Origin of the sequence: Halobellus ruber (assembly GCF_014212355.1) — an archaeon.
Classification (GTDB): Archaea; Halobacteriota; Halobacteria; order Halobacteriales; family Haloferacaceae; genus Haloquadratum; species Haloquadratum rubrum.
In genome coordinates this window covers 118,418-137,466 of the sequence record NZ_JACKXD010000004.1, presented here as the reverse complement: position 1 = coordinate 137,466, position 19,049 = coordinate 118,418, and the positions used below count along the sequence as shown (strand labels likewise).

The 19,049-nt window shown below is 70.2% G+C and carries 20 protein-coding genes and 1 tRNA gene; 6 read left to right on the top strand and 15 right to left on the bottom strand.

The genetic code is table 11. The features are described 5' to 3' along the window. Positions 1-58 precede the first annotated feature (58 nt). From H5V44_RS12190 to tgtA, 3 genes are all read right to left on the bottom strand, one after another. Entirely contained in the window at positions 59-832 is a 774-nt protein-coding gene (locus H5V44_RS12190) for a carbon-nitrogen hydrolase family protein (RefSeq protein WP_185193410.1), read from the bottom strand. A 54-nt stretch (positions 833-886) separates the two neighbouring features. After that, positions 887-2,737: an archaeosine synthase subunit alpha gene (arcS, locus tag H5V44_RS12185; protein WP_185193409.1), complete on the bottom strand. Its 1,851-nt coding sequence runs from the start codon at positions 2,735-2,737 to the stop codon at positions 887-889. Between the two features lie 106 nt (positions 2,738-2,843). Beyond that, a complete protein-coding gene (tgtA, locus tag H5V44_RS12180; RefSeq protein WP_185193408.1) occupies positions 2,844-4,343 on the bottom strand; it encodes a tRNA guanosine(15) transglycosylase TgtA in 1,500 nt (499 codons plus the stop codon). Between the two features lie 125 nt (positions 4,344-4,468). On the opposite strand from tgtA, the gene H5V44_RS12175 reads away from it, so the two are divergent. Further along, positions 4,469-5,290, top strand: coding sequence for a M48 family metallopeptidase (locus tag H5V44_RS12175; protein WP_185193407.1), 822 nt, complete (start codon positions 4,469-4,471; stop codon positions 5,288-5,290). Beyond that, positions 5,290-5,559 carry a hypothetical protein gene (locus H5V44_RS12170; protein WP_185193406.1) on the top strand — a complete coding sequence of 90 codons (270 nt, stop codon included), beginning with the start codon at positions 5,290-5,292 and terminating at the stop codon, positions 5,557-5,559. Before H5V44_RS12175 ends, H5V44_RS12170 begins: the two co-directional genes overlap by 1 nt. A 9-nt stretch (positions 5,560-5,568) precedes the next feature. Here the strand turns inward: H5V44_RS12170 and H5V44_RS12165 are convergent, their stop codons facing one another. The 4 genes from H5V44_RS12165 to H5V44_RS12150 all read right to left on the bottom strand — a co-directional run bounded on the left by H5V44_RS12165 (position 5,569) and on the right by H5V44_RS12150 (position 9,052). Then, complete coding sequence (locus tag H5V44_RS12165; RefSeq protein ID WP_185193405.1) at positions 5,569-6,399, bottom strand: CPBP family intramembrane glutamic endopeptidase; 831 nt, start codon at positions 6,397-6,399, stop codon at positions 5,569-5,571. 163 nt (positions 6,400-6,562) lie between these two features. Continuing rightward, entirely contained in the window at positions 6,563-7,189 is a 627-nt protein-coding gene (locus tag H5V44_RS12160) for an NUDIX hydrolase (protein ID WP_185193404.1), read from the bottom strand. 68 nt (positions 7,190-7,257) lie between these two features. Continuing rightward, a complete protein-coding gene (locus H5V44_RS12155) occupies positions 7,258-8,556 on the bottom strand; it encodes a hypothetical protein (RefSeq protein ID WP_185193403.1) in 1,299 nt (432 codons plus the stop codon). Positions 8,557-8,647: 91 nt separating this feature from the next. Next, positions 8,648-9,052, bottom strand: a complete 405-nt coding sequence (locus H5V44_RS12150; protein WP_185193402.1) for a VOC family protein — start codon at positions 9,050-9,052, stop codon at positions 8,648-8,650. Positions 9,053-9,161: 109 nt separating this feature from the next. On the opposite strand from H5V44_RS12150, the gene H5V44_RS12145 reads away from it, so the two are divergent. Then, positions 9,162-10,190, top strand: a complete 1,029-nt coding sequence (locus tag H5V44_RS12145) for a metal-dependent hydrolase (protein WP_185193401.1) — start codon at positions 9,162-9,164, stop codon at positions 10,188-10,190. Positions 10,191-10,791: 601 nt separating this feature from the next. Here the strand turns inward: H5V44_RS12145 and H5V44_RS12140 are convergent. The 7 genes from H5V44_RS12140 to H5V44_RS12110 form a co-directional block, all read right to left on the bottom strand. Continuing rightward, positions 10,792-10,864 (bottom strand) — tRNA-Pro (locus tag H5V44_RS12140). An 89-nt stretch (positions 10,865-10,953) separates the two neighbouring features. Next, a complete protein-coding gene (locus H5V44_RS12135) occupies positions 10,954-11,334 on the bottom strand; it encodes a CHY zinc finger protein (RefSeq protein WP_185193400.1) in 381 nt (126 codons plus the stop codon). Positions 11,335-11,336: 2 nt separating this feature from the next. Continuing rightward, positions 11,337-11,933, bottom strand: coding sequence for a tRNA (pseudouridine(54)-N(1))-methyltransferase TrmY (gene trmY / locus H5V44_RS12130; RefSeq protein ID WP_185193399.1), 597 nt, complete (start codon positions 11,931-11,933; stop codon positions 11,337-11,339). Between the two features lie 64 nt (positions 11,934-11,997). Next, positions 11,998-12,984: a Gldg family protein gene (locus H5V44_RS12125; RefSeq protein WP_185193398.1), complete on the bottom strand. Its 987-nt coding sequence runs from the start codon at positions 12,982-12,984 to the stop codon at positions 11,998-12,000. After that, entirely contained in the window at positions 12,971-13,897 is a 927-nt protein-coding gene (locus tag H5V44_RS12120) for a S49 family peptidase (RefSeq protein WP_185193397.1), read from the bottom strand. The genes H5V44_RS12125 and H5V44_RS12120 overlap by 14 nt, the downstream gene beginning before the upstream one ends. A 64-nt stretch (positions 13,898-13,961) precedes the next feature. After that, a complete protein-coding gene (locus H5V44_RS12115) occupies positions 13,962-14,798 on the bottom strand; it encodes an ABC transporter permease (RefSeq protein ID WP_185193396.1) in 837 nt (278 codons plus the stop codon). Beyond that, complete coding sequence (locus H5V44_RS12110; protein ID WP_185193395.1) at positions 14,795-15,751, bottom strand: ABC transporter ATP-binding protein; 957 nt, start codon at positions 15,749-15,751, stop codon at positions 14,795-14,797. Before H5V44_RS12110 ends, H5V44_RS12115 begins: the two co-directional genes overlap by 4 nt. Before the next feature lie 157 nt (positions 15,752-15,908). Between H5V44_RS12110 and H5V44_RS12105 the strand changes: the two genes are divergently transcribed. From H5V44_RS12105 to rnhB, 3 genes are all read left to right on the top strand, one after another. Then, a complete protein-coding gene (locus H5V44_RS12105) occupies positions 15,909-16,448 on the top strand; it encodes a DUF4112 domain-containing protein (RefSeq protein ID WP_343067738.1) in 540 nt (179 codons plus the stop codon). A 194-nt stretch (positions 16,449-16,642) separates the two neighbouring features. Next, positions 16,643-18,004, top strand: a complete 1,362-nt coding sequence (locus tag H5V44_RS12100) for a tRNA pseudouridine(54/55) synthase Pus10 (RefSeq protein ID WP_185193393.1) — start codon at positions 16,643-16,645, stop codon at positions 18,002-18,004. After that, positions 17,994-18,701, top strand: a complete 708-nt coding sequence (rnhB, locus tag H5V44_RS12095) for a ribonuclease HII (RefSeq protein WP_185193392.1) — start codon at positions 17,994-17,996, stop codon at positions 18,699-18,701. The genes H5V44_RS12100 and rnhB overlap by 11 nt, the downstream gene beginning before the upstream one ends. Before the next feature lie 24 nt (positions 18,702-18,725). Here the strand turns inward: rnhB and H5V44_RS12090 are convergent, their stop codons facing one another. Beyond that, complete coding sequence (locus H5V44_RS12090; RefSeq protein ID WP_185193391.1) at positions 18,726-18,959, bottom strand: DUF7511 domain-containing protein; 234 nt, start codon at positions 18,957-18,959, stop codon at positions 18,726-18,728. Positions 18,960-19,049: the final 90 nt, after the last annotated feature.

The window sequence follows — 19,049 nt, the reverse complement described above, 5'->3', positions numbered from 1 at the left end:
AGTATAAGCAGCACTCGCACGTCCAAACCCTGACTCTCGTTCGAACGAACTCTTCGAGTTACACCGACCCGACGAACTCGCGGTGCGCCGCGAGGGTGTCGGGGTCGAGTTCGGCGACGAGGTCGTCCTCCCGGCGGTCGAGCGCCGCGTGGATCCCGCCGTCGGGTCGCACGACGAGCGACCGGCCGGCGTACGCGACGGCGTCGGCGCCGTCCTCGCTGCCGACGTTCTCCCGTCGGCCGGTCCGCCCCGCGCCGACGACCCACCGGACGCCGTCGAGCGCCCGGGCGCGGAGCAGGAGCCGCCAGTTCTCGCTGTAGGCCGCGGGCCACGCGCCGCCGACGAACAGCGCGTCGGTTCCCCTGTCGACCAGGTCGGCGCTGTCGCGGACGAAGTTGAGGTCGTAGCAGGTGAGGATCCCGGCGGTTCCGGCGGGGGTGTCGACGGTCACCAGGTCGTCGCCGGCGGTCAGGACCTCGGCCTCGCGCCCCCGGAGGTGTCGTTTTCGATACGTTGTGACGTCGCCGTCGGGCGCGAGGTACGCCGTCGTGTTGTGGAGATCGTCGCCGTCGGTTTCGACGAACCCGACGACGAGGGCCGTGTCTTCGGCGGCCGCGAGGTCGCCGAGGCGGTCGATCCGGTCGCCGTCGAGGGGGAGTGCGGCGTCGGCGACGCGGCCCTCGGGCACGAACCCGGTGAGCGCGTACTCGGGGAAGACGGCGACGTCGACCGCCTCGGGGAGGCCGCGGAGGCGGGACTCGACGGCCGCGAGGTTGGCGTCGGGCGCGAGGTCGTCGACCGCGAGTTGGCAGGCGGCGACGGTCGGGGGCATACCGGAAGGAGCGGGACGGGCGGTCAAAACGGTGGCTGTCGCTCGATCCGGTAGCTACCCGTCGACTTCCGCGACGTGCCGCACCTGGACCGCCTCCCCACGGGTCGATTCCGCCATCTCCCGCCCGAACATCCGCGCGCGGCCGACGGCGTACGCTTGCGGCCCCTCGACGACGACCTCGTCGCCGACTCTGATCCCCTCGTCGGCGTCGACGACGCCCGGCGCGAGCACGCTGCCGTGCGGGACGAACTCGTCGATCTCGACGCGTTTCGTGGGCGCGTCGGACTCGTCCCACACCCGCGCGCCGGCGAGGGTTAAGGCGAGCACGCCGTACTGCGGCACCATCGTCGCGAGCTGTTCGCCGCCGTTGCCGTCCGCGTCTTCCCCCTCTCCATCCCGAACCTGGATCTTGGGGTACCGGCTCGTCGTCTGCAACTCCACGTCCGCGAAGAGGTCGTCGCCGGCGTCGGGGCCGAACTGGTAGTCCGCGAGCGCTTTGACCGTATTGTGCTGGCGCTCCCGCTTGCCGTACTTCAGTTCGCCGTCGAGCGTCGACATCAGGTTCGCGATCGAGTCGGTGTCGGTCGGGTGGTCGGCCACGGTGTACTCGAATGCAACGTCCAGGTCGGCTTCGACGCGCTCGCAGACCTCGCGGTAGCCGCCGTCGGGGACGTGCGCGATCACTCGGGGGTAGTCGTTGCGTGCGAGGTACTGCCGGAGCACGTTCGCGACGAACGAGATCTCGTCTTCGGACCACCGGCCCGTGACGACGGCGTCGTAGTGCTGGGCGGGGTAGGTGAGTTCCAGTTCCATCGGCACCACCCCGATCGGGGAGGTCATCGAGACCGTGTGCCCGCGGTACTGGATCGCGTCGTGGAACTGCTCGTGACTCTGTGACTCGCTGTAGGGTTTCTTTGCGGAACAGGGCACGAGCACCAACGGGTTCGCAAAGCGGTTCCGATATCTGGACGTCACCCGGTCGGCGAACCGCTGGATCTCCACGCGCCGGAGGGTGTCCTCGCTTGCGGCCGTGAGTTCGGCGTCGCGAATCACGGGGGTTCGCTCCTCAACGTACGCGTACTCGTCGTCGAACTCCCGGAACGCCGCGGTGAGCCACTGGTCGTGGCGGGCCTGGCCCTCGATGTAATCGCGCAGCCGGCCGTCGCGGATCCGCCGGCGGACGGTTGCGAGTTCGGCTTCCAGCGCGTACTCGTTGTGGTCGGCGCAGTCCTCGCGGTCGAACACCGCGGGGTCCTCCCGGGCCTCGGCCGCGGCCGCGGAGTCGGCGTCGGGGTCGACGTCCGCGACCGTCCGCTTCCCGCGACACGCCGGACACGAACACGGGAGTTCCGTCAGGTCCGCGAGGAACCGCTCGTCCTCCCGGGTGAGGTAGAACCCCTCCGATCCCCTGACCCGGGCGCGCTTTGCGTCCAGCAGGTCGACGCCGGCGTACACGAGCGTAGCGGCGTTCCGCGGCGTGGCGACCCCCGAGAGATACAGCGCGGCGTCCGGCGGCAGCGCCTCGCGGGCGGCGATGATCTCGTCGCGGAACTTCGCGGCGTGACCGACGAACCCCGGGGCGTCCGAGAGGATGTACGCGTCCGCGCCGTGGTCGGCGGCGGTGTCGCTCGTGACCACCGCGGCGCTCGGGTAGTCGACGTCCGGATAGTCGACGGCGAAGGCGTCCTGTACCGCCTCGTCGGTGCCGGCCGGGAACGACCGGTGGGGCAGGACGGTCAGGAGCGCCCGGTAGCCGCGCGGAACCTCGCGGTCCTCGTTCCAGAGGCTCCCCCCGTCCTCGACGCTGTCGTCGACCAGCGCCGGCGTCGAAAGCGGGTCCGCGAGCCGGAGCTCCCCGGCGCGGGCGGCCCCGTCGCGCCCGTATACCTCGAAGTAGTCGGTCATACACCCCCAATCGGCGGGGGGCATAAATTATCTGTCCGTTCGCGTTCCTACACAGTTCACGTATGTGACAGAGATAGTATGTTTTGGGTCGGCCGCGTCGGGACCGTTACTCGCCGCCGTCGGCGGGGTCGCTCCGGGCCGAACGCGACTCGACCGCGACGTCGTCGGGGAGCCGGGCCAGCGCCGACTCGGCCCACCCCTCGTGTGCGAGCACGAGGTCGGCGTCGGGGTTCGCCGCCGCGACCCGGCAGACCCCCTCGGCGGCCGCCCGCTGCGCCGCCACATCGGGGCGGTCCGGCACCGTCGCGGTCAGCGGGTAGGTTTCCGACAGCGCCCGCGGGAACGGCCCGAACGGCGGCACGACCCGCCAGACCGCGTCGTAATCGTCGCCGGAGGGCGCCCCGCCCCGGGTCAGAAGGACCCGACCCGTGACGTCGAGGCGGCCGAGGCGGTCGTGGTGGCGCCGGACCTCCGGCCGCCGCGCTGACTCCGCAGACAGCGCGAAAAACGAGCCCTTCGAGACCGGGTCCTCCCGTTCGAGCCGGTCGGCGTGGTCCAGCAGTGCACGGTAGCCGTCGAGCATCCGGGGGTGGCCGCGCGCCCGCGCCTCCACGAGTTCCAGGAGGTTTCCCGACCGGATGGCCTGCTTGATCCGGCGGATCTCCGCGAAGGAGACGTGGAGGTTGTGCGCGGCGAGCAGCCGCTCGCGCTCGCCGTCCTCGCGCGCGCGGAGTTCGTCGGGGCCGTGATCCGTGCAGACGGGACACGAACACGGGACGTAGTCCAGATCGTCGAGGTGTTCGGTTCCTCTGACGGTGAGATACCGGTCGTCGCGGGCGTAGATGGCGTACGCCGCCGAGTCGAACAGGTCACACCCCGCCGCGACCGCCAGCGCGAACATCATCGGATGGCCCGCGCCGAACAGGTGGACCGGGGCGTCGCGGCCGAGGCCGCGCTTCGCGCCGGCGACGACGTCGATCATATCGGCGTAGCGGTAGCCGTTCATCAGCGGGACGACCGCGCCGACCGGGAACACGTCCAGATCGGTCGCGTCCGCGCGCCGGCCGGCCTCCTCGCGGAGGTCCGGATACGTCGATCCCTGGACCGGCGCGTTCACCAGCATCTCGCCGGTGTCGACGGCTTCGGCGTCCGCGAGCGCGGTCTCGGTGCGTTCGAGGTCGGCCTCGGTCCGCTCCCGCGAGGCGTCCGGTGGCGTTGGGATGTCGACGGGGGTGCCGACGTCGGCGCCGATCTCGTGCTGGAACCGGAGGATCTCCCGCGTCGTCACCTCGACGTCGCCGTACTCGGCGAGCTGAAACGATCCCGAATCGGTGACGATGGCGCCGTCGAACTCTAACATCCCGTGGAGCCCCTCCGCCAACGCCCGCTCGCGGAGGTCCTCGCCGGAGTGGATGATGTAGGCGTTCGTGATCAGGATCTCCGCGCCGAACGCCGATTCGAGTTCCGCGGGCGGAATCGTCCGGATGTTGGGGTTGATCACCGGCATCAACGCCGGGGTCTCGACGGTCACCCCCGCACGGGGGACCGAGAGCTCGCCGATCCGCCCCGCGGCGTCCCCGTCCCGAAGCTCGAAGTGATCGCGCATACTCGGGTCTGGTCGTGGATCGGTAAGTATGGTCGCATCTCGCCGAGCGGCGCCCTGAACCGCTCTCCGGGGGCTTGCGGCCGACCCGCCGAATATTTCCGTGCCGATGGACAACCGCCGGGTGTATGCGTCACCTCGGACTGAAAGCGCGGATGGCGGTCGTCGGATCGATCCTGTTCGCGTTCTACGCCGTCGCGGCCGTGGTTGTGATGGGCGTCTTCGGGTGGCCGCTCTCGCTCGTCTTGGTGGGAAGCGTCCTCTTCGTCGGCGTCCAGTACAAGATCGGCAAGTGGATGGCGCTGCGGAGCGTCGGCGCGGAGGACCTCCCGGAGGATCGCTACCCGCAGATCCACCAGCAGGTCGAGTCGCTTTCGCGATCGATGGGGATCGAGAAGCCCCGGCTGATGATCGCGCGTATGGGCGTGCCCAACGCCTTCGCCGTGGGGAGAAAAGGCGCGGGCACGGTCGTCGTGAGCGAGGAGCTCCTCCAGCGGCTCGACTCCCGGGAGGTCGAGGGCGTGCTCGCCCACGAGCTTGCGCACATCGCCAACCGCGACGTGGTGATGATGGTGCTGGGGCAGGGCGTCGCCTCCATCGTCGCCATCGTCGCCCAGTGGGCGGTGCTGCTTTCCGGCGACAACGACATCGCCGATTTCTTCCTCGCGATCGTCGTCGGCCAGATCACCCAGATGCTGGTGATGGTGTTCGTCTTCGCCATCTCCCGGTACCGCGAGTATGTCGCCGACGGCGACGCCGCCGACGCCATCGGCGGCGGTGAGCCGCTCGCCCGGGCCTTAGAGAAGATCAGCAGCGCCAACGAACGCCGCGAGGAGGCGGTCGACCAGCAGGTGAACGCGCTGTGTATCTTCGGCGAGGGCCGCGGGCTGGCGGCGCTGTTCTCGACGCACCCGCCGGTCGAAAAGCGGATCGAAAAGCTCCGCGGCTGATGGTCGACGTCCGGACGCTCGCGGCCGCCGTGCTCGGCGTCGCGCTCGGCGTCGTCTGCCTGGCCGCGCCGGGAACGATCGTCCGGATCCAGACCGCCGGCCGGCTCCCCCGGGACCGGTACGGCCGGTACGGCGAGGACGGTACCGGGGGCGACGGCGCCGACGCGGGCGGCGTGCCGACCCGCTGGCTCAGGCTGGTCCAGGTCGTCGGCGTCGTGTTACTCGTCGGCGGCGCGTACTTCGCGTGGACGCTTTTCGCCGCGCTCTGACCCGCCGAGTTAGGCCGGAAGCAACGCCGCCGCCTCGGGGAACTGGTTCGTCCCGCCCGACGCGAACCGGAGCGTGAGGTACAGCAGCGAAAACAGGGTCGCGTTGTACGCGCCGTGGATCAGCGCCGGCACGGCGATGTTGTCTGTGAGTTCGTACATCGTCCCGAACACCAGCGTCGGGAGCACCAGCACCGAGATGCTGACGAGTCGGGCCCGCGGCGCGCCCGCAAGCGAGAAGAAGTGGATCGACGCGAAGATCAGGCTCGCGAGGACGATCGCCGCCGGCGCCGGCAGCGCCTCCCCCAGCCGGTTCTGGACCACGCCGCGGTACAGCAGCTCCTCGCCGGGACCGATCAGGAGGAACGACGCCGGGATCAGGAGGAGGAGTACCTCGGGGTTCCGCATCCCGACCTCGGCGACGGTGTTCGGGGCGGCCTCCGTGCCGGTGGCGGTGAGGACGACAGACGCGGCGATCAGAAGCGCAAACGACGCGACGTAGCCGCCGACGACGTACGCGACCTCGCGGACCGAGGGCACCCCGAGGCCGACGTAGTCGAGCCCCGAGCCGCGGTACCGGAGGTACGCGAGTGCGACGCCGCCGAACCCCACGCCGGTCGCGAGCGCCAGGGAGAGCACGAGCCCCAGAACGGGCGTGACTCTCACCCCGGCGGTGGTGAGCGCGAGGACGGCGCCGCCGACGAGCGCCACGCCGACGACGATGCCGACCGTCGCGAGCAGGATCGCAACGGCCACCGCGCGGAGCACGGCGCGGGGGGACCGCGACGGTGCGACGTCGTCGGGGCGGTCGAGCGAAGTCGGATCGGAGGACACACTCGGCATACGGCGCCGCGGGTCAAAATCCTTCCCTCCCTGTCCCGGCAGTGTGCATATGTGCGAGTGAAACTGGGATTACCTCGAAAGGCGCCGGCCCCTTTCAGTCCCACCCGACGCCGGGGGCTTTCGAGGTATCTTCAGTCCAACCGGTCCAACCTAAACAGTACCCCTACCGCCACCGGTCGGCGAGTTCGTACCTGGTGACCCCGAGGATCGTCCGGCCGTCGCGGACGGCGCCGTCGAGGACCGCCCCCAGCAGGTCGTCGTAGTCGGTCACCTCGACGCGGATGCTCTCGTTGAAATCCAGGTCGGGCTCGGCGGTCGGCTCGCAGCCGCGGGCGACGTAGTAGTGGTGGACGCTGTCCAGCAGTCCGTTCGCGGGTTCGACCGCGCACAGATATCGGAGCGAGTCGGCCTCGTGACCGGTCTCCTCGGCGAGTTCCCGGCGGGCGACCGCGTCGAGATCGGCGTCGTCGGCGTCGGCGGTGCCGGCGGGTAGCCCGCGGTTGACGCGGCCGACCGCCTGCCGCCACTCCTCGATCACGACCACGTCGCCGTCGGGAGTAAAGGGGAGGATCACCACCGCGGGTGGGTCCTCGACGGAGTGGAAGTCGGTCTCGGTGCCGTCCGGGAGGATCACGTCGTCGCGGCGGACCGCAAACCCCGGGCAGGTGTACTCGACCTCGCTCCCGGTCGTCCGCCACGCCAGGTCGTCGGAGGTGGATCCGTCGCCCTCGGAACCGTCGTCCGCGCCGGCGTCCGTTCCGGAACCGTCGGACGGGTCGGTGTCGGCCATACCTCGGAGTCCGGCCGGATCGACAAAAGGGTGGCCCGACGGCTCCGTCGACGCCGGGTCGGGAGCGATCACTCGCGGGCGCGGACGCGAGCCCGAACGATCAGCCCCAGGCCTGCGAGGACCGAGACGAGAGACACCAGCGTGACCGCGACGTGGAACTCGGTGAACCAGAAGGGGGTCTGGATCCCCGTCTGGAAGACCACGAGCAGGAACGAAAGCACGGGGATATCCCGCTGCCGGCCGATGGTCGTCGTGTCGTCGTCCCCGCTGTCGGTGTCGGCGTACGAGACCCCGCCGACGGTCTCCCCTTCGGGCAGCCGCTCGGCCTCGTAGGGGACCTCGGGGGTGTTGTAGCTCCAGACGGTCGCCCCCGACCGGTTGACCTCCACGAGCCGTTTGTTCAGCGAGTCGGTGATCAGGGTGTTGCCGTTCTCCAGCCGGTCGGCGTCCCGCGGCCAGTTGAAGTTCACGCCCTCGGCGGCGTAGATCTCCCAGGCGACCCGCCACTCGCCGTCGGGGGTGCGTTCGAGTTCGACGATCCGGTCGTTGTGGCTGTCGGCGACGAGCACACTGCCGTTGCCGAGCCACTGGGGGTTGTGCTGCTGGCGGAGCAGCGTCGGGTCCCCGCGGGTTCCGTCGCCCTCGTTGATCACCTCGACGACGCCTTCGCCGCGCTCGACGACCACGAGCTGGTGGGCGTTCCGGACCGACACCAGGTACCGATCGTCGCCGATCACGTCGACGTCGTTGATGTGGAGCCAGTCGGTCCGGGTCGGGTCCGGGGGGGCGTCGTAGCGCTCGCTGGCGTTCCACTGCCAGGTAACCGTCCCGCCGCGGACGGTGAAGATCCGCTCGCGGTCCATATCGGTCACGAGAAACTCCCCGGAGTCAAGCAGTTCGACGTCGTGGACCTCGCTGTTCTTCTCGGTCCGGACCGGGAAGGAGTACTCGTAGACGATCTCCGGGGGCGCGTCGCTGTCGGCGTTGGGGTCGATGACCCGGAAGCCGGTGTGGGCACACGGCGACTCGTAGGGGCCGCACGCCTCGTAGCCGCTCTGCATAAACCCGGCCATCACGCTCCCGTTTTCGAGTTTCGTGACGTCGAAGTAGCTGTCAGTGTCGCCGGCGCGCCACGCAATGTCGCGGCCGTCGAGCAGGTAGACCGACCCCCGCTCGTGGAGCCCCGGGCCGCCGCCGTGGGAACCGACGAGCGTCTCCCGCGTCTCGCCGGCGCCGGCGCCGCCGACGTCGGGCGCGAGTGCGGCACCGGCCAGGAGGGCGGTAGCGAGGAGGGCGACGCCGGCGACGACGACGAGCGCGCCCGCGCGCTGCCCGGCGCCGTCGGGATCGGGGACCAGGTCGGCCATCGGATAGCCGTGTGGACGGCGAGCGGTGAAAAAAGCCGTTCGGTGTCGGGCCGTGCGGCACGCCCCCGGCGGTCACCCCCGAGGGCCGTGTTCACTCCGCGTCCGTCCGTTCGGCTTTCAGTTCGATCCGGTAGCCGAACGGGTCGGTGACGTAGACGGCGGGCGCGACGCCGGTCGCGCCGAGAGGGTCGAGCCGTCGGTCGATCCCGATGCCTGCGGCCTCCAGGTCCCGTTCGATCCCCGCGATGGTGTCATCGATCCGGACCGCGACGTGGTCGTAGGCGGTCCCCGCCGGCGGCTCGAACCCCTCGTCGGGTTCGACGTGGATCACCGCGCCCGGCGCGAGCCGGACCGAGAAGAACGGCTTCTCCCCGGAGTCGTAGCGGTCCATCCCGTCGATCGAAAACCCGAGCGCGTCGCGGTAGAACGAAAGCGCCGCGTCGACGCCGTCGGCGGGAATCCGGAGCTTCACGTGGTCGATCTCGGTCGCGTCCATACCACGCGGTTCGGCTTGAGCTCCCAAAACCCCGGTGGTGGTCGCCGGGATGTCGCGGCCTCGAACAACCGAAGACCTATCCGCCGCGCCGGGAACCCGGAGACGAGCGATGTTCGTTGGCCACGAGTTCCTGGCGTTCGCGCTCGCCGGGTGGGGGGCGCTCCAGGTTGGCTGTTCCGACCGGACGGCGCTCCACGCCGGGGTGGTCGCTGCCGTCGCCGCCCTCCTCCCCGACCTCGACGTCGTCTATGCGGTCGGCACCTATGCCGTCGCGGTCGCCGGCGGGGCGCCGCTCGGCTGGGACGCCTTCTGGGGCGTCGCGAACGCGACCCACCGGGTGGTGACCCACACGCTCCCGACCGGCGGCGTCGCGACGCTGTGGCTCGCCGCGGCGGTCGCAGTCGGGCGGCGGCGGTCGCCGGGCGCCGATCGGGGTCGGTCCGGATCGACTGCGGCAGTCACGCTCGCCGGTGCCGCCGCGGCCGGTGCGGCCCTGTTGCTCGCGGGGTTCCGGGCCGCCGTCTCCCCGTCGGCGGCGGTCGTCGCCGCCGGCTTCCTCGCCTGCGTGGCGGCCGCGGGGTGGGTCCTCGCCGCGCGGGTGGGGCTGTCGACGATGGGCGTGACGGCCGCCGCCGGCGTGGGCTTCCTGTCGCATCCGTTCGGCGACGTCTTCCTGGCGGCCCCGCCGCCGCTTTTCTCGCCGTTCGAGCCCGTGGTGTGGGCCGGGCGGGTTTCGCTGGCTGCGGATCCGACCCTCGACCTCCTCGGCGTTCTGGCGGTGGAACTGCTGGCCGTCTGGCTGGGGGTGGCGGCGTTCACGCGGGTGGCGGGCGACCGGATGGGTCACATCGACCGACTCCGGGACGCGTTCGACCGGCGTGCCGCGGCCGGACTCGCGTACGCGCCGGCCGCCGTGGTCCTCCCGCGGCCGACCATCGTCGACGCTCACGTCCTGGGCGCCACAGTCGTCCCGCTGGCCGCGGTCGTCGGCGTATGGGCGGGCTACGCCTCGTTCCGGCGCGACGGCGGCGCGACGGCGGGGCGGGTCGGAGCCGCGGTCGCCGGCTTCCTCGCCGGACTCGCGGCGCTCACGCTCGCCGGAGTCGCGTACACAGTCGCGTATGTGGTGGCGATATGAGTGGGGGGCGGCGGGTCGACCGCCCACGACCCGCGGCGGGCGACGGGGTGTACGCGCTTTCTCCCGCGCCTAAAGTGGGGCTTCCGCTGTACCCCTGTGAGGCTTCGCGGCACGTTCTCGTTGGCTGTCAGGACCGTTCGTTATTAATGTAAGGATCAATAATGCATAATTGCGTCCGAAACGGACGTCAAGGCATCACGATGGTCATCGACTCGATTATCAGCGGAATCAAGCGCGCGCTCCGCAGCGAGAAGCGGTCGGCGGAACGGAAAGCGAAGCGAAAGGCCAAATAGACGACGAAAGACACCGTGGACAAGGCGAAAGGGACGTTGGACGACGAAGACGACGGCAAGGACGGGCAGTCGACATCCTCCTCGTAGGGGGGACGGATTCGAGCGACGCGTCCCCGGCGCACTCGCCTCACGCGCTGCTCGCACACGAGGTGCTCGCCGGGATGGATGCGGGAGGAGCGGGCCGGCGCAGATGTCGAATCGCGTCGGACGTGCTCGCATAGCTGCGCACGACTGACTGGCTCGAATCACACACCGGCTTCACGCGTCGCTCGCACACGAGGTGCTCGGCAGGGTGGATGCGGGAGGAGTGGGCCGGCGCAGATTCGAACTGCGGTTACGGCCACCCGAAGGCCGAAGGATACCAAGCTACCCCACCGGCCCGCATCCCAAACGTCGCCGTTCGTTCTTTTAACGCTTCCGAACGGGCGTCGCGCTCGTGTGCCGGTACCCGACGTCGGCACCCCAGTCGGTCACGGCTCGAAGTACCGATCCCGGTGGCGACGACACCCCGGGTTGAACTCGGCCCCACACCTCGGACAGGCGTCGGTGCCGTCGAGGTACGTTCGGGCTGACAGCGTCGTCCGGCAGACGCCGCACAGCACCGCGGGGTCGTCGAAGCGATCCTGCGGCCACGGCTCGGGGTCGTGGTCGGCGGTCTCGGCGTGGCAGGCGTGACACGGGGCGAACGCTTCACAGCAGCCGAACCGGAGGGCCACGACGTCGAGCTCGGAGTTCCAGTGGGCACAGCGGGTCTCGGAACCGACCGCGACGCCGCGGAGGGACACCGGAAACCGGTCGTCGGTTGCGGGCGCGTGGGTCGTCCGCCGTTCATAGCCGCTATCGTCGTTCATCGTCAGTACGTGGTGTACCCATCGGTGTCGAGGTAGTTGTGCGCGACCGTGATCGCGTGGTCGGCGTGCAGGACCTCGGGGCCGAGCCGGAGGCGTTCGTCCGCCGTCGCCGACAGCAGCGACGACTCGGCGCCGGTGAACTCCCGGTGGTCCGAGAGCACGAACAGCGGGTCCGCTGGGGGGTCGACGTCGACGGCGGGGTCGCCGTCCTCGTGGAGCGTGACGACGGTCGCGTCGGCTTCGAGGGCTTCGAGCGTCGCCGCAAAGTCCATCCGCCGGATCGTGACGCCGGGCGTGCTCTCGGCGGGCATCCGTCCGATCGCCTCCTCGCGGTGTTCGAGCGCGGTCCGGATCAGCGCCGCGGTGCTCCGCTCGTCGGGGTTGAGCCGCTTGACGGTGGCCCCGTCGACGCGGACGGTGAACTCGTCGCCGAGCACGAGGTGGATCCGGACCGCCTCGCGGACCGAATGCGAGAGGAAGACGGCGCTCGTGACGCACCGACAGAGGACGTCGAGGCGGCCCGCTCCTCCGGCGATGTCGTCGAGCGAGAACTCCGGCGTGGTCGGGGCGTCGTGGCCGACGACCAGGAACTGTCGCATACGCCGACTCCCGGCTCGACGGGCAAGAATCGTCCGTTCGAAGCGTGGACGGACCGCCGGGGGCTTACGCCCGTTCAGCCGGCGGGCGGGGCGGTGCCGCTCCGCCTCCGGCCGAGCGCTCGGACGGCGGAGCGGGGGCGTTTTCGGTTTTCTCCCCGCTCACGAGGAAGTCAGCGAGGTTGCCGATGAAGACCTCGTTGTCCGCGACGTAGGCGCTCTCGGGCGTCAGGAAGTCCGTGTCGCCGACCATCGCGACGCTACCGGACCGGACCGCGACGCCGTAGGTGTCGGCGCGGCGGGTGGTCGACAGCCGGGTCCGTTCGCCGGCCTGCAGCGCGGTCTGTCCGTCGGCGACCGACACCGCGGCGGCGTCACGCACGACGACCCGGTCGACGCCCGCCGCGAGCGGGCCCGTACCGGGCGTGGCGTAGACGCTCTTGAACGTCTGTTGGTACTGGTGCATATTGAACAGGTAGCCGGACTGTGCCGAGAGTCCGAACTCCGAGGCGAGCGCGGGAGCGTCGTTCGACTGTCGCTGGAAGCCGAACCCGAAGATCCCGAACTGCTGGATCGACGCCGGGTCCGACAGCATCACCACGCGCCCGCCGGCCTCGGCGAACGCCTGGACGCCGGCGAGTTGGCCGGGCGTGTACGGCCGGTTGGGGTTCGCGATCACGAGCGCGTCGGCACTGCGGAGCGACTCGTTCCACGCGGTCCCGCGGGCCTGCTCTTGGGTGACGAACTCGACCTCGTGGCCGTTCGCCACCAGGGTGGTCACGAGCGTCGAGAGCTTCTCGTCGGAGATCCGGTTTGCGTGTGCCCGATCGACGAGTACCGTCTTCGACTCGGCGTCGCTGTCCATCGTGATCTCGCCTTGGGACTCGGCCTCGGCGACGGTCGCCGCGTCCATGTCCGTCTGTCGGTCCGCCAAGTTGGTCACGTCGGTGGAATCGCCGCCCGTGACGAACGGGACGGCCGCCGCGCCGCCGACGATGGCGGCAACGAGCACCACGAACGCGACCGCGGGGGCGACGAGGTCACGCGCTGGCATTGTGTTGCACCTCCGTATCGTAGCTGGCCAGTTGTGGGTCGTGGTTGGCGATCTCGTCGACGAACAGCGGTTGGGTGACCGGGACGGGGCCGGCCATCCCCGGCCCCTGCTTGTAGACCGTCGTCCGGTTGTTCGCCTCGGTCGCAAAGAGGAAGAACCCGCCGCGGAACGGCGGTTCGTTCCGGACCACGTCGTAGTTCTCCATTCCGGCCAACTCGGCCGCGCGGTCGATCGCGGTCGGGAGGGCCCCGATCCCGTCGGCGTAGCCGTTACTTGCGGCCTCCGGGCCGAGGTAGGTCTTCGCGTAGGCGACCTCCTCGCGGGAGAGCGACAGCTCCTCGCCGCGGTGTTCCATCACGCGACCGACGAACTGCCGCTTCAGCGACTCGATGGTTCGCCGGCGGTCCTCGGCGGTCGGCTGCGCCTTGTCGGGACCGGTCCGGATGATCGAATCCGGAACGGGAACGGTCCCGCCGGGCCCGATCACGCCGACGCTGCCGACCTCGGAGGAGGAGAGCACGTAGATCTCGTCGGCCGGGAGCATCCCGTAGTAGGCGCCCGAGGCGCCGATACCCTGCACCGACGCGACGACCGGCATCTGCTCGGCCGTCCGCAACACTTCGAGATACAGGCGTTCGCTGGGGGCGACGAGGCCGCCGCCGCTGTCTACTTTCAGTACGACTGCGCGGATCGACTCGTTCGTCCGGGCTTCGCGGAGGTCCTCGGAGACGCCGTCAACAGTCGACGTGGTGATGGTGCCGGATATCGTGACGACCGACACCGTCCCCTCCGACTGTGCAGACTGCGCGGCGTCGTAGGCAAGGGGGGCGAGTACCGCACTCACCAGGACGGCCGCGACGACGGCGACGACGAACAACGTCCTCGCCGACGCTGCGGATGTGTCTTTGCTCATACTGCACGTCGACGGTGTCGGTGGATTAGTAAAGAGATATCTTAGGCGAAAACATCGATTTGAGTCACTCCGCCAGGCCGTAGCCACGCCGGAACAGCGCGACGTCGATCGCGACGACCAGGACCGTCAGCCCCGCCAGCACCGCGAGCGACGCGTTGGGGTCGACCTCGCTGACCCCGAGGAAGCCGAACCGAACCCCGTTGACCATATAGATCATCGGGTTCAGCAGCGACACCTGCTGGACGGTCGCTGGGAGTTCGTTCAGCGAGTAGAAGACGCCCCCGAAGAACACAAGCGGCCGGAGGATGAACTGGTTCAACATCGTGAGATCGTCGAAGTCGTCGGCCCAGAGCCCGCCGGCGACGCCGAGCGCCGCGAAAAGCAGGGTGATGACGACCCCGAAGGCGACGAGATAGAACGGCCTGATCACGCCGACGGAGGTGAAAAAGGCCCCGATGAGCGCGATCAGGACGCCGACGATGAGGCCTCTGAGCGCGGCGGCGAGGACGTACGCCCCCACCATCGTCCGGTACGACAGCGGCGACGTCAGCACCTCCTCGATGTAGCGGTTCCACCGGCCGTGGAAGATCGTAAACGAGGTGTTCTCGAAGGCGTTGGAGATGGCACCCAGCACGACCAGCCCGGGAAGGATGAACAGGATGTACGGGACGCCTGCAATCTCGTTGATCCGCTCGCCGAGGATCACGCCGAACACCGAGAAGTACAACACGTTCGTGATGAACGGTGGGATGAGCGTGTTCCGGGGGCGACGGATAAACCTGAGCACCTCCCGACGGAAGAGCGCGTAGAAGCCCGTCACGCCCGTACCCGGGGCCGTGTCGCCGGCCGCCTCCGCCGGGGGGGTCCCCCGGTCGGTTCCGTCCGCCGTCTCGGAGCTCATTGTGAGGCCACCTCCGGGGTGGCGCGGCCCTCGCCGGCCCGGGTCATCTCCATAAACACTTCCTCGAGCGACGTGCGCTGGATCTCCAAGTCGACGATCTCGTGGCCGGCCTCGTCGAGGCGCCGGACGATGTCGGGCGCGACCAGTCCGCCCTGCCGCGCGGTGACGACGAGCCGCACCCCGTCGATCTCGACGGACTCAACGCGGTCGTCGAGCGCCGCGAAGTCCGGGACTGCGGTCGGTTCGTCCCGGAGTTTGACCACGACGTCGTCGGTGCCGCGGCGCATCAGCTCCTCGGGGCTTGCGACGTCGAGCACGCGCCCCGAATCCAGGATCGCGACCTCGTCGCAGAGCCGTTCGGCCTCCTCGATGTAGTGGGTCGTGAGCAGGATGGTGGTCCCGCGACGGTTCAGGTCGACGATGGTCTCCCAGAGTTCGTGGCGGAGCTGGACGTCGACCCCGGCGGTCGGCTCGTCGAGGATGAGCAGATCGGGCTCGGTGATCAGCGCTCGTGCGAGCACAAACCGGCGTTTCATCCCGCCGGAGAGCCAGTCGAAGCGGGTGTCGCGCTTGTCGTAGATTCCCACGCGCTTCAGCACCTCGTCGGCGCGGTCGCGGGCGCGCTCCAGCGGGACCCCGTGGTAGCCCGCTTTGTGTTCGAGTACCTCCCGGATCGGGAAGAACTGATCCACGTTGAACTCCTGGGGGGCCAGCCCGATCCGGTCGCGGGCCGCGCGGTACTCGGTCTCGACATCGTGCCCGAACACGCGAGCCTCGCCGCCGGTCTTGCGCACGAGGCCGACCAGGATCTTGATCAGCGTGGTCTTGCCCGCGCCGTTGGGGCCGAGCAGGCCGAAGAACGACCCGCTCGGGACGGTCAGGTCGACGCCGTCGAGCGCCTGTACGTCGCCGTACGACTTCCGCAGGTCGCGAAGCTCGAGGGCAGCATCCATTGGGTATACGATGGGTCCGGCCGGACCTAAGGCCGTCGAAGCCGGAGCGTGGCGACGGGAAACCGAAAGCGAACAGGTACCACCGCGGTCGAAGACTCCCGGGAGGGCCGACCGCCCGGAGGGAAAGGCCGATGTCCCCCGGCGACGAGATTCGGTCGTGCCGCCGACTGACCGGTTCGACGGCGAGCGGGGCGACAGCAGCGGGGCTCCCGACGCCCCGGACGCCGACGGCGAGGGTCCGCGGGGGCGACTCGCCAGGGTCCGCCGGCTGAGCCGCGCGCTGGACAGCGCGGTCACGGTCCCGCGGACGGACATCCGGATCGGACTGGATCCCATCGTCGGGCTGCTCCCGGGAGTCGGCGACGTCGTCCCGACGGCCGCGTCGGCGTACATCGTCGCCGAGGCCGCGGCGCTCGGCGTTCCGCGGGCGACGCTCGCCCGGATGTGTCTGAACCTCCTCGTCGACGCCGTCGTCGGGTCGATCCCCCTCCTCGGCGACGCCTTCGACGTCGTCTGGCGGGCCAACGACCGGAACGTCCGGCTGCTGGAGGCGCGGCTGGCCGACCCGACCGGGGGGCGACGGGACAGGTGGGTGGTGGCCGCGTTGGGGGCGGCGGTCTTCCTGGCGGCGCTGGCCGTCGGCCTCGCCGGGGTCGCCGCGGTATGGTGGGTGTTGGGCGTCGCCGGGATCGTGTAGGGACGTACCGAGGCGAGCGGCTGGCGAACAGTCGGCACTCCCGCGTCCCGCGTCGACGTGCCGAACGACCGCTGCCCGACGCGGGGTGGCTTCTACGTCACACGCCAGGTGGCTGCGGCTTCGATTATAAACGTGCGCGAACGTCTCGGCTCACGAAGGACAAGGTAGAAGCGACCGCCCCCGTTCGTATCCGTATGAACGTTCTCGCCGCCGCCCGCGAGCTCGACGCGGAAGGCCCCGTCTGTGATTCCTGCCTCGGGCGGGTCTTCGCCGACCGAAGCCACGGGCTGACCAACGCCGAACGGGGGCGGAGCCTCCGGGTCGCGGCCGCCATCGACGACGACGAGCCGTACGAGCCGACCGACACCGCCGAGTGCTGGGTCTGTGAGGGGGTGTGCGCCGAGTTCGACGCGTGGGCCGAGCGGTGCGCGGCGGCCGTCGAGGACGTCGAGTTCGACACCTACCAGGTCGGAACCCGACCCCCGCCGCTGCTCGAGGAGAACGAGCGCCTACTTCGGGAGGCCGCGGGGCTCGACCCATCCGTGGGGGAGGCCTTCAAATCCGAGTTCAACCGCGAGGTCGGGAAGAGAATCGGACCGTTGACCGATTCGACGGTCGACTTCGGCCGGCCGGACGTGCAGTTCACGCTCGATATCGACGCCGACACCGTCGAGGTCGACGTCCACTCGGCGTTCGTCTACGGCCGGTACCGGAAGCTCGAACGCGACATCCCACAGACCGAGTGGCCGTGCAACGCCTGCGATCGCTCGGGGTACGTCGGCAGCCAGCCCTGCGAGAACTGCGGCGGCACCGGCTACCTCTACGAGCACAGCGTCGAGGAACTGACCGCGCCGGTCGTCCGCGACGTGATGGACGGCACCGATGCGAAGTTCCACGGCGCCGGTCGGGAGGACGTCGACGCCCGGATGGTCGGCACCGGTCGACCGTTCGTGATCGAGGTGCTGGAGCCGCGCAGACGCAACGTCGACACCGACCGCCTGGCGGGCGACATCAACGCGTTCGCTGAAGGTCGCGTCGAGGTCGACCGGCTGGGGCTCGCGACCTACGAGTCCGTCGAGCGGGTGAAGGGCCTCGACGCCTCGAAGCGGTACCGCGCCGAAGTCACGTTCGACGAGCCGGTCGACGAGGCGGACCTCGCGGCCGCGCTCGACGCGCTCGACGGCGCGACGGTCGAACAGTACACCCCGCACCGGGTCGACCACCGGCGCGCGAGCATCACCCGGACCCGCGAGGTGTACGAGGCGACCGGCGAACTCGACGATCCGACCCACGCCACGGTGGAGGTCCACGGCGCCGGCGGGCTCTACGTCAAGGAACTCGTCTCCGGCGACGAGGGGCGGACCGACCCGAACCTGGCCGACACCCTGGGGGTCGGCGCCGAAGTCACCGCCCTCGACGTGGTCGGTGTCTACGGCGAGACCGAGCCGTTCGAGGACCCCGCGTACTTCCGCGAAGCGGCGCCCGAGCCGCCCGAGGGGGGCCCGGAACAGTCGGGCGCGAGGGAGACGACGACGGATCCGCGGAATGACCGGTGACGGGGGCGACGCCGGGGAGCTGAACGGCGGGACCGACGAGCCGCGGGTCGGCGTCGACGAGGCCGGAAAGGGGCCGGTTCTCGGGCCGATGGTGGCCGCCGCCGTCCGGGCACGCTCCGAGTCGATCCCCGCGGACGTCGACGACTCGAAGCGACTTCGGCCGGCGACACGGGAGTCGATCGCGGCGACGCTCCGGGAGCGCGAGGGCGTCGACGTCGGGGTCGCCGTCGTCCCGACCGACCGGATCGACGATCCGGAGACCGGTATGAACGGGCTCACCGTCGCCGCACACGCCGAGGCGGTCGCGGCGGTCGCAACCGAGGGCGACCGGGTCGTCGCCGACGCGGGCGACGTGGACGCCGCGCGGTTCGGGCGCCGGGTCGGCGACGGCATCGCCGAGCGGGGACCGTCCGTGGCGGTCCACGCCGAACACGGCGCCGACGCCGCCGACCCGCTGGTCGCGGCGGCGTCGGTGATCGCGAAAGTCGAGCGCGACGCCCGGATCGCGGCCCTCGGTTCCGAGTACCCCGAGCACGCCCCGGTCGGCAGCGGCTACCCCAGCGACCCGGAGACGCGGGCGTTCCTGCGGCGGTACGTCGGCGACACCGGGGAACTCCCCGACTGCGCGAGGGCGTCGTGGGCGACGGCCGACGACGTGTTGGCCGCCGCCGAGCAGTCGTCGCTGTCGGAGTTCTGAAGGAATCAGTCGAAAGGCGGGGAACTACCGCATCGCGTCCAGCCGAACGAACGATCCCTCGCGGGCGGAGATCCACGTCGTCGTGAGGGCGTCTGCCGTCGCGTTCGCCGGATAGATCGTACATTCGTCGGGGGCGTCCTCGTAGGGCTCGATCCGGGCGACCCGGACCGATTCGGCTACGTCGAACTCCGGGACCGGGCCGGAGTTGTCGACGGCGCCTACGCGCGTGACGTCGTGGCGGTGTGAGTCAGTTGCCATCGTTCTGGGAGGGTCCCCGTTCGGGTCGGGCCGACGGGGGGCGGCAGTCGTCGCTCGGTACAGTTCGACGTAGTGACGGCATCCTATTTA